The following is a 12,014-nucleotide window of genomic DNA, read 5'->3' as shown; positions in this document are numbered from 1 at the left end:
TTCCAGGTTCACAAGCAGGCTAAAGAACAGCCTTCTCCTCAGCATCCTTGCGCCTCTAGGAAAAAGCCTGTTCAAGATGCTTCCGCCTTTCTAATTGTACAGGCTATTATATTCTGCTAAAATAAATCCATAGAGTTGAGGTGATATAAATGCCAAAAGGTGCAGGAAAGGTAGTCGCGCAAAATAAAAAGGCTTACCACGACTATTTTATCGAAGAAACGTACGAAGCGGGAATTGTTCTTCAGGGGACTGAAATTAAATCAATTCGTGCCGGGAAAGTCAATCTGAAGGATGCTTATGCACGGATCCAAAACGGTGAAGCGGTTCTGTTTGGAATGCACGTGAGCCCTTATGAGCAGGGAAACATTTTTAATCACGATCCATTGCGAACGCGCAAACTGTTACTTCATAAACGTGAAATTAATAAACTGCTTGGAGAAACAAAAGAAGCAGGTTATGCTCTTGTGCCGTTAAAGTTATATTTAAAAAATGGCTTCTGTAAGGTTTTAATTGGTCTAGCAAAGGGTAAAAAGAATTATGATAAGCGCGAATCGTTAAAGCAGAAAGAGGCAAAGCGTGAGATTGAAAGAGCCTTCCGTGATCGTCAAAAGATGTAATTGGAAATGAATTTACAAATAGTTACAATTGAAAAATGTTCTGAGTGTGTTATAATAAGTTTGTCGCTAAATAAGCGGCACAATCTTTTGCTCTAACATTCGTTCGAGCATCCTAACGTCTGTTGCTAAATCTTTAAGTAGATTTCAGCACATTTTATAATGGGGACGCTACGGATTCGACAGGGGTAGTTTGAGCTTAGGTTGCGAGTCGAGGGGATCGGCCTCGTTAAAACGTCAAAGCCATAACTGGCAAAACTAACAACAATCTCGCTTTCGCAGCTTAATACTGCATAGCGGTTCCTCCCTCCATTGCCCATGTGGTAGGGTAAGGGACTCACTCTAAGTGGGCTACGCCGGATTCCACCGCCTGAGGATGAAGGAAGAGAACAACCAGGCTAGCTGACCGGACGCCGGTCGATAGGCAAAAGGATCAGTGAAACGCCAATATATCGACTACACTCGTAGATGCTTAAGTGCCGATATCTTTGGACGCGGGTTCGATTAGTAATTAGTCGCCTTGTGTGGTAACACACAAGTGATAATCTGGCTTTATCGGTGAAACCTAAGTCGCTTTTGGCGATAGGGCAATGCCGAGCGGTATGTGAAGTAATTCAACAGCCGTGTATCGACTTATAGGCTGCCTTGCAATAAGGTAGTACTAGGATGCGAATCCTTCCTTGAAAAGGAAAATTCATGTTTCGCATAAGACGCCAGAGGGCCTGTTTTTGGACAGGTTCAAGATATAGTCAGTGCCATGTCGAAAGCATGGAAGAGCACGTCCCGCCGTCTCCACCATACATAGGTGGATAACAAGACTAGCAGAAATTGCTGGTCTTTTTTTATATTTGAAAAAAATTTTTTCTTCAAATATGATTTTTTTCCTCAATAAATTAGCATTGTACTTTCCATTCCGTGAAGTAATCTTTTCATAATTCTCTAATATCGATGGTTTTCATCCTAGAAGAATTTTAACAAATCATTAGACTTGGAAACCCTCCAAGTCTTTTTTAGTGTCTATTAGTACTTGAAGCGGAGGCGGTTGCTCCCCAATTAAAGAAAAGACATGCAAGTAGTAGTAACAACAAATATATTTTAATATTAGATTAGGATAAGCACTAGTTCAATGCAAAAATAATAGGGAGGAAGAGTAATTTGAAACGGGCTGTTATTTCTTGGAGTGGCGGAAAGGATTGCTGTATGTGTTTAGATAAAGTTATCAAACAAGGTTACCAAGTTGTAGGATTAATCACCATGGTTTCTGATGTTTTTAGGCGAACATGTGCGCATGGTATTCCGATAGATGTGGTAAAAACACAAGCTGAAGCATTACAAATACCTATCACTTTTATAAATTCTACACCTGATTATGAAAATCAATTAGTCAATGCTCTTAAAGACCTGAAGGAAAATCAAAATGTCGATACGGTGATTTTTGGATCCCTTTATGTAGAGACGGATCGACAGTGGAACGAGCATGCTGCTGCAAAAGCGGGACTTAACTCGGAGTTTCCACTTTGGATTCGTACAGAAGAAGTAGGTGAACTAGTCAAAGAATGGTTGCAGTTAGGTTATAAGGCCATTATTTGTAGAGTGAAAGATAGTTATTTAGACAAGTCTTGGGTAGGAACAAATCTAAACGCTAATTTCTTCTCTCATACTAGCGATTCGGATGTTTGCCCGATGGGGGAAATGGGGGAATTTCATACATTTGTTATTGATGGGCCCTTATTTAAAAAGAGATTAGGAGTGACTTATACCGATATTGTATTAAACAGTGGCCTCTGGTCATTAGATATTAAAGAGTCAAATTTAGTAGCTAAATAATCTACCAAATGGAGGAGCTCTTGTTAGAGGAAAAAGGTTGCATTCGTTGAAAAATTTGAATAGTAGAAACTAACTATAATGAATAACTTTTTACCTAATTGAAGTTACCTGTAACTATTTGCCCTTTTTTAGTATAATTTATTAAATGTCAGATTAAATAATATATTTTTATTATTGGAAGGTAATCGTTATGGGGAAAATAGTTGTAACTGGATATGGGATCAAAGCACCAAAAATAAGTAATGTTCAACAATTCTTATACAATTTAGAAAATGGAATCAACTGTTTAGAAACAGTAACAAATCTTTCACCTCATGGTGAGGAAACAATTGTTGGAAAAATAAATGAAAATTTACAAGAATTTGAGTCTGATAGCCGGTACAAAAGATTTCCAAAAGTTACCCTAATGGGGATGGCAGCAGGTAAAGAAGCAATAAACCAAGCTGCCTTGACAAATCTAAAAGATAAAAAAGTCGGGGTCTTTTTTGGTACTTCCTTAGGTTCTATCGGGGAGAAAGATTTCCAGAAATCCATTCTGAATGTTCATCAATCAAATTATCGAGATATTCCGATTACGTTTTCTCACTTTGCTAATTATCATAGTATTACCTCGGCCATTGCTTACTATTTGGGATCAAAAGGTATTGCAAAAACAATTACGACTGGATGTACCTCGAGTTTAGAAGCGATTCAAGACGCCATCGCGTATTTAAACTGTGGTATTATTGACATAGCGATAGTTGGCGGGACAGATAGTTTGATTGATAAAATGGCAACGTATGGATTCGCCAAAACTAAATCGATTGCTTTGAATCAATCATTGCATGAGGGAGCTGTTCCCTTTAGTCAAGATAGCATGGGTTTAGCTGTTTCTGAAGCTGCAGGGGTAATCATTTTGGAAAGAGAAGAACATGCGTTAAAACGATCTAGTACAATTTTAGGGGAAATCGAGAATGTTATCTCAAATAATGACGGAGTTTACCTGTACTCTATCGATGAAACAGGGGAACAAATGGTTAATGCTTTAAAAGAGGTAATAAAAGGTAGAAAACCTGATTATGTAAATAGTCAGGCTATGGGAGTTAACGTAAACGACAGAATCGAGAAACATTGCTCAAAAGAACTATTTAATCACAGTGTTCCATATACCTCCATAAAAAGTATGATTGGAAATCCTTACGGAGCTATTGGAATCTTACAAGTCATTTCAGCTTTATTAAGTATTCAACATGGCTTCATTCCTCCGACTATTCGAACAAACAAAAAAGGATACGAAGAAATGAACATCGTTACCGAAACGTGGTTCCAAGAAATAAATGAAGTAGCAGTAACGAATCATGGACATGGTGGAAATAATGCTTGTGCATATATAAGAAGATATAAATAGAGTGGTGAATGGGTTGATCATTGGATTTTTAATCGCTATTATTGGAATGATTCCTGTGGTATTAGCGACTTGTGTTTTAAAAATATATAAAGGTTCAGAATTAGCGTCTGCCCTGTTGCTTTACATGCTCGCCATCAGCATTTGGCAATTGGATGTAGCCGTTTTGTATTTAAAAGGAATATTTTCAAAAGATCTAATCTTGTTGCTTTTCAGGCTGTTTAGAATGGGGACAACCTTTATTGTTCCCATCGTATTTTACTTGGCTTATATACTAATAAAAAAACATACGGCCAATTTTAAAAACAAGACAGGTTATCAGTTTCTATTATCTATTTTTAACCGAAAAATAATGTTCGCTTTAGTTCTATGGAGCTCCATTATTTATCTGATCAACATGACAAAACTTGGAATAGTAGATATAAAGGAGGTTAAAGTATTACATACTACTACTTATTTTTATTTTCCAGAGTATGGACCACTCCAATTTTTATATCTTTTCCATACGGGGAGTTTTATCATTTTTGTCATTTTTACTTTTATTATTTCTAGACAAATTCAGAATATCTATTTAAAGGATTTTTTAAGTACATTTTCCTTTTGTACTTTTTTATTGTTTGTTTCTGGTTTTTTAAATTTTATACCAGGAGCCGGAGCTTTATTTAGCAGTTTAGGTATTATCATCTTTTCCGTTATTATTGTTTTTTCGTTTATAAGAATGCATACCATGCTGACAGTGAACTTTAATCGTTTAATGGAGCGTCAGAAGAAACTGGATAATGCCGGGAATCTCACCGCCAGTTTAGTTCATGAAGTTAAAAATACACTGCAAATTATAAACGGATTTTCTAAATTATTAAGTGAGTTAAAAACCCTACCTAGCGAAGGTAAAAAGATGAATGAAATGATTCAATCCGCTGCACTGCATTTGGATGAATTAATAAAAAATTACACCGGATTTTTGAAATATAAATCGATTGAATTTAATATGGTGGATCTAAATGAAATTATTGAACAAGCAATCGAAATATCTGAAGAATTTTTACAAAGAAATTCTGTGAAAATTACTTTTGAAAAAAAATATAGAACTCTAAAAACATACGCAAACCAAACATATTTAAAACAAGTATTCGTTAATTTAATAAAAAATAGCTCGGAAGCTTTTCCGAAAGGAAGATCGATAAGAGAGATAATCATTTCTACCGATATCCAAATAGATCGTATCTTTATTCATTTGATCGATACCGGAAATGGAATACCGGAAGACAATTGGGAAAGTATTTTCGATCCTTTTACTTCTTCTAGAAAAGAAGGGTTAGGTTTAGGACTACCATTTGTAAAAAATATCATTATGGAACATCGTGGAGAAATAAAAGTGGTGGATAGTGGTCCAAAAGGAACCCATATTCAAATTATTTTACCCCAGTATTCTTTTAGTGATTTTTAAAAGAAAAATTTAATAATGTTAATAAATCTGAGTTTAGCAGCCAGTTATGTAACCAAGATAATAAACAGAGAAAAACTATACAAGCTGCAAAAGATATTATACTCTTTAAGAAGGTTTGTTTTATAAACGGAAATAAGAAAGACACACATAAACTAAACCAAACAATAATAGATAAAATAATTAAGCTGTCCCAGAGGTAATAAGGAAATACTTCAAAATAAATGAATCCACCTAGGATACTGCTAAGTAAGAGAGGAACAAAAAAATCCCTTCTATTTTTTATAACAGGTTCACATGCTTGAGCTAGTGACTTTCCCAAATATATCGGATAAAGAAAATAGGGGAGAACAAAACCAAAGCAAATACCTGTTATTAATCTTCTTCCGTTATTACTTTGAAATAAATGGGTATATGACCCTAATCCATCGAAGATCATAGGAATCATAAATAATAATAGAAGAAAGCTAACTTTCATTGTAGGTATGGAGATTTTTGATTTCCTTTTCACTATATGTAAATACAATAAGGTGGAAAAAATCCCGATATAGATCCCGGTATCTCGTGCACAAACGGAAAGTGCTGCTCCTGAAACATGAAGAGATCGTTCTTCTAATTGATGACAAATGGCACTTCCAAAAAAGTTTAAAATCTCATGGATCAAATTATATTCACCCCCTAAGTGAAGAACCCAATTTTATCATTATGTAAAATTGGGTTCTTGAGCATCTGTTTAATGCCTTATCTTTAATACCCCGAAAACGCCGGCATTATTGACAATGCCGATGCGGCAAACCAACAAATACAGCTTAAAACCATTACAACAATCGCGATAATTAAACAGTTCTTCCCGACAACTTTCTTCTCAGGATCCTGATCATTCATCCAAAAAATCCCGACAATAATCCCAACAATCGGAATAAGAATCGATAGAATATAAAAAAGTGCTTTTTGTCCACCTGACACTCATTTCACCTCCAGCAAGATGCATATGATTATAGAATAGGAGAAAAATCTTGTTTCAATGATATGTATGTTAAAGGGTAGTGTAATTTGCTTGTCCTCCTTTGGAAATTTCAGATTTATTTCTCCTTTATCCCCTTTTTTTATTTTTAATTGGTATAATATGTTAGTAAAACTTGTAATATGTAAAAGTGAATAAATACCTGTGATAAAAGTACGATTTAATTGAAATGTAATATTTTTAATAGATTTGAAACAATTATTTGGGAATTTCGTCTATAATGGGAAAGTGAAAAAACATCAAAGAGGGTATGTAAAATGCGAAATCTAAAAAAAGGGTGGTCCAAAGGGACACTTATCGTCCTGCTGGCTATTGGATTCGTATGCATAGGGGTATTCTTGAGCCATCATTTTCAGGAAAGAACGATAAATAAACCTATTAATCATTCAAAAAATGAAACTATTAAACGTGCGATAGCGAAAGGACCGGCACCGGAGGAAAACATTTGGGACACCGATGAGATTAAACTTGAAAAAGAACGAATACGCAAGCAGCAAGTGCAAGCGATTGCGTGGAGAAATCAACAAGAGCGAGAGAAAAGTAACGTAAAAGAACCGACTACTACAGAACCTGCCGCGGCAAAACCTGCCACAAACGATACCGCTTCTTCAGAGCAACCAACTAAGGAACCAAAACCAGCACAGTCTGAACAACCGATTACACCGCCAGCTAATCCAGTTCCGCAGAAAACTGTTTATTTAACATTTGATGACGGCCCGACAGTATTTTCCGGCCAAATTATTGCCCTGCTGGAAAAATATCGTTATAAAGCCACCTTTTTTATGATTGATGGCAATATTCGCCGTTATCCAAATGCAGTTAAATTAATGGTTCAGTCTGGAGAAACGGTAGGCTTGCATAGCGTATCGCATAATCCGAAGATTTTTTATGCATCTGTTGCATCGATCATGGCGGAATTAACGCAAAACCGTAATACGTTAAAAGAAATATCCGGTGTAGATTCCTATATAATGAGAACTCCATATGGCAGTGTTCCGTATATGACAGAGGAATATCGAAAAGCAGTTCATGATACTGGATATATGATGTGGGATTGGAATATTGACAGCAGGGATTGGGATTATAAAGATGCAAGATATGTGAACAGTGTTATCACACAATTAAATCGGCTTGCAAATCATAATGGTCCTATCGTCATTTTGCTGCACGAACGGAAGGAAACGTTAGCCCATTTACCGCAGCTGCTTGATTTTCTATCAAACCAGGGCTGGATGAGTAAAGCAATTGACAGTTCGATGACACCGGTTCAATTTAAACCATAAAAGATGACTAAAACCGACAAAATGCGGTAAAGATTTGATATAATTAAAAAAAGTGTAAAAACTTTTACTAGTATATATAATGGGGTTCGATCAGTATCTATGATAAATAAACTTATGCAGAGCAGTGGATTTAAGAGAATTTCTATTTTTGTTCTCATTGCCCTTGTTTTATATGCAATGAGATCGATGATTAATTTAATTTTACTTACCTTTATTTTTACCTTTTTAATGAATCGCTTAGTTCAATTTATTGAAACAAAGATCCCGCTCAATCGCCGGTTAATTGTGGTCATCTCCTATGCCTGCATTGTCGGATTACTTTCCTACTGTTTGGTCATGTATTTGCCAATGATTATTCAGGAAATAACTGCCCTAATCAAGCAGTTAACGGCTTTTTACACATCCAAGCACGATAATATTATTTTGAATTATATCGTGAACAGGATGGAAGAGGTTAAGATTTCCAGCTATCTTGAGCAAGGATTTCAATTTTTAATTAAGTATTTTACTGATATCAGCAGTGTGACCATACAAGTCTTATTGGCCTTGCTGCTAAGTATTTTCTGCTTACTAGAAAAGCCTCGCTTAATTGAATTTACAAAGAAATTTAGGAACAGTAAAATCTCTTCCATTTATGAAGAAGTTGAGTTTTTTGCCCGGAAGTTTGTTGGGACATTCGGTAAGGTGATTGAAGCACAATTAATTATCGCGGTAGTCAATTGTATCTTAACGACGATTTCCCTATGGTTGTTAGATTTTCCGCAATTAGGCGGCCTATCAATAATGGTGTTTGTTTTGGGATTAATCCCTGTTGCTGGGGTTATTATTTCATTAATTCCGCTTGTGATTATCGCTTATAGTATCGGTGGATTCATGAAGGTTTTTTATGTGGGAATCGCGATTTTTATCATTCATGGAATTGAGGCTTACATCCTAAATCCAAATTTAATGAGTTCAAAAACGAATCTTCCTGTTTTCTATACCTTCATTGTCTTGATTTTCTCCGAGCACTTTTTTGGGGTATGGGGCTTAATTATCGGTATCCCTGTTTTTGTTTTCCTTTTGGATGTTTTAGAAGTGACAGATCATAAAAAAGTTTAATCAAAAAAGCCCAATCACGGGCTTTTTTCTTTTAGAACATTTCTGCTATGCTAGATGTACATGGTTGAGAGGAGAGATAACATGAGCGAATGTAAACTGAATCACTCGCAGGAAGATGTAAAAGGTAAATACGAATCCCAAGTGGCTTTTTTACCGGAAAATATGAAGGAATTATTTAAGCAATTTTTTTCAAAAGAACACTCACAAGAACTATTGAATGAAGTGTTTCATTTATTGAAAAAATATGATTTAGCACACTCCGAAGAAAAAAACGAGCGAAATCACCGTTTATATATGGTGCTAAAAAACGTTTAAGAAATGAGGATAGGATGGGAGAATTATTTCAATTATTAAAACGAGGGAATAAATCAGCTTTTCTGGCTGCCATTATAAATACAATCATTGCCATTATCAAAGGGGTTGCCTTTCTTTTTACAGGGAATGTGGCCATGTTTGCTGAAACGATGCATAGCCTTGGTGATGCGGCTAATCAGTTCTTTGTGTTTGTCGGTTCGGCATTAAGTAAAAAGGCACCGACAGAGAAATATCCTAATGGGTTTGGCCGCTTGGTTAACCTGGTTCTATTAGGGGCAGTGTTAATTGTAGGGGTTATGGCGTTTGAAACCATTAAAGAAGGCTACCACCATATTATTCATCCAACGGAGTCCAGTGGTTTTCTGATTAATATTCTTGTGTTAGCATTAGCAACCCTGCTCGAAACCTTTGTCTTGTTTAAAGCGATGAAAGAAATTTTACACGATTTAGAGATAGAGGCAAAAGGCTTAAACGTATTTACAATGGCTTTTGCCAATTTGGGACGTGCAAAGCCGGCAACAAAGCTTGTGTTTATGGAAGATATGGTGGCGACTTTAGGCGGTTTGTTAGCCATCATTGCTGTTGTTTTAGCCCACTATACCCCTTTACATCAATCAGAAGGTGTCGCCTCTGTTTTAATTGGTGTGATGATGCTCTTTGTTGTTGGAAAGGTCTTTTTAGATAATGCAGCCGGGGTTATTGGGCAAGCTGATGAGGAAATGGAAAATAAAATCGGTGTACTCGTGATGGAAGACCCGGATGTAAAGGATATTCAAGATATAACCGTTATTAAAGAGGGTGAAGACCTGCACGTTGAGCTGGAAATTGAGATTGACCCTCAAATAACCGTTGCTGCCGCCGATGATATTAAGGACAGAATACATGAAAAAATTATGGCAGAAAAAGGTGTTGTTGATGTCACGATCGAGATCGATGAAGCGGATGATGTCATGACATGGAAAAAATCAGAACCAACAAAACAAACATAAAAAAGGTTCACGAGCCGATCGTGAACCTTTTTTTCTTGCGCTTCAGCCCTTAAGAAAAAATCAACTACTTTTCCCTGGTCAAGGTACTTCCGCTTTTCTTTATTCCCAGGGCTTATGCGTAGTAAAGACACTGGCGAGTTCTTTACTGTTTTTTCGATGTTCTTTCCGCTTTTCTGCTCGGTCCTTACCGGTTTCGTATAGCTTTTTCTCTTCTTCTGTTTCCGGAATGATCGCAGGAACCCTTGTTGGTTTTCCGTTGTTATCTAGGGCAACAAAGGTTAAAAAGGCTGTCACAGCTATTTTTCGGCTGCCGGACATAAGATTTTCAGCAATCACCTTAGCGAAAACTTCAATCGAAGTCGTTCCCGTATACGAAACAAAGGTTTCAATGCAAACAGAATCTTTCGGTGTAATCGGACTAAGGAAATCCACTGAATCAATGGACGCTGTTACACACTCTGCTCTTGAATGACGTACAGCGGAAATCGAAGCAATCATATCAATATCACTGATTAGCTTTCCACCAAACAAGGTATTATGGTTATTTACATCGTTTGGAAAAATTCGGCTTGTTCGAACAACTCTTGTTTCATTGCATGTTTTTGCTTCCATATGATCCCTCCAAGTTTTATTTTGTCCACAAACTTATTTTTCTTGTTTCATTTTAGTGAAATGAAGTTAAATGTGGTACATTACATATATCAGTTAATTGGTGAGGAGGTCAACAAATGAGTTTGCAAGCACAAATTATGAAAGATTTACATGTGAATCCCAGCATTAATCCTAAGGAAGAAATTCGCAAGAGGATAGATTTTTTAAAAAATTATTTAGTAAAAGCGAAGGCAAAAGGGTTTGTACTAGGGATTAGCGGAGGACAGGATTCCACATTAGCGGGTCGTCTTGCTCAGCTGGCTGTCGAAGAATTACGTACAGAGGGAACAGCTGCAACATTTATTGCAGTGCGCCTGCCATATGGAGTTCAACAGGACGAGGAAGATGCTATGCGCTCGTTAGCCTTTATAAAGGCAGATCGCGAGGAAGTTTTTAATATTAAAAGTGCAGTTGATGAAGTACAAAATGAATATAATGCCAGCATTAAAGAGGATCAGCTAAGTGACTATCATAAAGGGAATGTCAAAGCGAGAATGAGAATGATTGCCCAATATGCCATCGGCGGCATGGAAGGTCTTCTCGTCATAGGTACAGATCATGCTGCAGAAGCCGTAACAGGTTTCTATACTAAGTATGGGGATGGGGGCGCGGATATCTTGCCGCTCACAGGCTTAACCAAGCGACAGGGGAAGGCTTTGCTTAAGGAGCTAGGCGCAGATGAACGACTATATTTAAAGGTTCCGACTGCTGATCTCCTCGATCAAAAACCAGGACAGGCAGATGAGACCGAATTAGGAATTACCTATGATGAACTCGATGATTATTTGGAAGGGAAACCTGTGTCACCAGAAATTGCAGACAAAGTCGAGAAACGGTATATCCTCACTGAGCATAAACGGAGACTTCCGGCCAGCATGTTTGATGAGTGGTGGAAATAATAATTCTAAAAAAGATTAAATAGGAGCTGTCATGCTGGAGAAACGGTTTCCTTTCATAGTACTTTAAATTCCATTAGTAAATGTAATAAAAAACGTTTAACAAAAAGCATCGCATTTGCGGTGCTTTTTCTAATGGTGAAAAGCCCCCTATTATCTAAGTTATTTAATGTAATTATATTATTTTAATTAAGAAAGAAATCACGACCCGTGAATTAATCAGAGCTTATTGACGACCGAAAAAGGAAAAAAGGAGGCACGAGGGTAGCCAATAGAGCTTATTGACGACCGTAAAAGGAAAAAATGAGGCATGAGGGTAGCCAATAGAGCTTATTGACGACTGAAAAAGAAAAAAAGGAGATTAAGTCCGTATAATTGTGTAAAAAGAAAAGGAGTCAAATTAATTCCTCTTGTCAACAATGTTAACAGCGACGAAAACAATGAGGAGGAATTAATCATGACTCAAATTCAGTTTAACCTAAATAT

The 12,014-nt window shown here is 36.6% G+C and carries 12 protein-coding genes and 1 other RNA gene; 10 read left to right on the top strand and 3 right to left on the bottom strand.

What is annotated here, in order from left to right; translation table 11 throughout:
* The first annotated feature begins 149 nt into the window (after nt 1–149).
* The 5 genes from smpB to M3226_RS32585 all read left to right on the top strand — a co-directional run bounded on the left by smpB (nt 150) and on the right by M3226_RS32585 (nt 5,272).
* Entirely contained in the window at nt 150–617 is a 468-nt protein-coding gene (gene smpB, locus M3226_RS27700) for an SsrA-binding protein SmpB (protein WP_251572224.1), read from the top strand.
* A gap of 169 nt (nt 618–786) precedes the next feature.
* Nucleotides 787–1,121, top strand: a transfer-messenger RNA (tmRNA) gene (gene ssrA / locus M3226_RS27695).
* 648 nt (nt 1,122–1,769) lie between these two features.
* A complete protein-coding gene (locus tag M3226_RS27690) occupies nt 1,770–2,441 on the top strand; it encodes a diphthine--ammonia ligase (protein ID WP_251572222.1) in 672 nt (223 codons plus the stop codon).
* Between the two features lie 190 nt (nt 2,442–2,631).
* On the top strand, nt 2,632–3,828 hold the full coding sequence (locus tag M3226_RS27685; protein ID WP_251572220.1) for a beta-ketoacyl synthase N-terminal-like domain-containing protein: 1,197 nt from the start codon (nt 2,632–2,634) through the stop codon (nt 3,826–3,828).
* Between the two features lies 1 nt (nt 3,829).
* Nucleotides 3,830–5,272: a sensor histidine kinase gene (locus tag M3226_RS32585; protein ID WP_251572218.1), complete on the top strand. Its 1,443-nt coding sequence runs from the start codon at nt 3,830–3,832 to the stop codon at nt 5,270–5,272.
* Here the strand turns inward: M3226_RS32585 and M3226_RS32885 are convergent.
* Together M3226_RS32885 and M3226_RS27675 are read right to left on the bottom strand one after the other, a co-directional pair.
* A complete protein-coding gene (locus tag M3226_RS32885; protein ID WP_374110695.1) occupies nt 5,259–5,933 on the bottom strand; it encodes a DUF2085 domain-containing protein in 675 nt (224 codons plus the stop codon). The genes M3226_RS32585 and M3226_RS32885 overlap by 14 nt on opposite strands.
* Before the next feature lie 83 nt (nt 5,934–6,016).
* Nucleotides 6,017–6,235 carry a hypothetical protein gene (locus M3226_RS27675; RefSeq protein WP_251572216.1) on the bottom strand — a complete coding sequence of 73 codons (219 nt, stop codon included), beginning with the start codon at nt 6,233–6,235 and terminating at the stop codon, nt 6,017–6,019.
* 315 nt (nt 6,236–6,550) lie between these two features.
* On the opposite strand from M3226_RS27675, the gene M3226_RS27670 reads away from it, so the two are divergent.
* The 4 genes from M3226_RS27670 (at nt 6,551) to M3226_RS27655 (ending at nt 9,981) form a co-directional block, all read left to right on the top strand.
* Nucleotides 6,551–7,576 carry a polysaccharide deacetylase family protein gene (locus tag M3226_RS27670; protein ID WP_251572214.1) on the top strand — a complete coding sequence of 342 codons (1,026 nt, stop codon included), beginning with the start codon at nt 6,551–6,553 and terminating at the stop codon, nt 7,574–7,576.
* A 99-nt stretch (nt 7,577–7,675) separates the two neighbouring features.
* A complete protein-coding gene (locus M3226_RS27665) occupies nt 7,676–8,677 on the top strand; it encodes an AI-2E family transporter (protein WP_251572212.1) in 1,002 nt (333 codons plus the stop codon).
* 81 nt (nt 8,678–8,758) lie between these two features.
* Nucleotides 8,759–8,992 carry a group-specific protein gene (locus M3226_RS27660; RefSeq protein WP_251572210.1) on the top strand — a complete coding sequence of 78 codons (234 nt, stop codon included), beginning with the start codon at nt 8,759–8,761 and terminating at the stop codon, nt 8,990–8,992.
* 14 nt (nt 8,993–9,006) lie between these two features.
* The gene (locus M3226_RS27655; protein WP_251572208.1) at nt 9,007–9,981 is read left to right on the top strand and encodes a cation diffusion facilitator family transporter; all 975 of its coding nucleotides are present in this window, start codon (nt 9,007–9,009) and stop codon (nt 9,979–9,981) included.
* Between the two features lie 99 nt (nt 9,982–10,080).
* Here the strand turns inward: M3226_RS27655 and M3226_RS27650 are convergent, their stop codons facing one another.
* Nucleotides 10,081–10,593 (bottom strand): acyl-CoA thioesterase, encoded by a 513-nt coding sequence (locus M3226_RS27650; protein WP_251572206.1) that lies wholly within the window; start codon nt 10,591–10,593, stop codon nt 10,081–10,083.
* 116 nt (nt 10,594–10,709) lie between these two features.
* On the opposite strand from M3226_RS27650, the gene nadE reads away from it, so the two are divergent.
* Nucleotides 10,710–11,531 carry an ammonia-dependent NAD(+) synthetase gene (gene nadE, locus M3226_RS27645; protein WP_251572204.1) on the top strand — a complete coding sequence of 274 codons (822 nt, stop codon included), beginning with the start codon at nt 10,710–10,712 and terminating at the stop codon, nt 11,529–11,531.
* Nucleotides 11,532–12,014: the final 483 nt, after the last annotated feature.

This window comes from Neobacillus cucumis, from assembly GCF_023715505.1.
The sequence above is the reverse complement of the archived record's forward strand: the minus strand, read 5'-3'. Positions and strand labels throughout refer to the sequence as shown.

Coding starts and splice junctions, on each gene's coding strand:
- smpB (WP_251572224.1), top strand. CDS start 150: ATGCCAAAAGGTGCAGGAAAGGTAGTCGCGCAAAATAAAAAGGCTTAC.
- M3226_RS27685 (WP_251572220.1), top strand. CDS start 2,632: ATGGGGAAAATAGTTGTAACTGGATATGGGATCAAAGCACCAAAAATA.
- M3226_RS27670 (WP_251572214.1), top strand. CDS start 6,551: ATGCGAAATCTAAAAAAAGGGTGGTCCAAAGGGACACTTATCGTCCTG.
- M3226_RS27665 (WP_251572212.1), top strand. CDS start 7,676: ATGATAAATAAACTTATGCAGAGCAGTGGATTTAAGAGAATTTCTATT.
- M3226_RS27660 (WP_251572210.1), top strand. CDS start 8,759: ATGAGCGAATGTAAACTGAATCACTCGCAGGAAGATGTAAAAGGTAAA.
- M3226_RS27655 (WP_251572208.1), top strand. CDS start 9,007: ATGGGAGAATTATTTCAATTATTAAAACGAGGGAATAAATCAGCTTTT.
- M3226_RS27650 (WP_251572206.1), bottom strand. CDS start 10,593: ATGGAAGCAAAAACATGCAATGAAACAAGAGTTGTTCGAACAAGCCGA.
- nadE (WP_251572204.1), top strand. CDS start 10,710: ATGAGTTTGCAAGCACAAATTATGAAAGATTTACATGTGAATCCCAGC.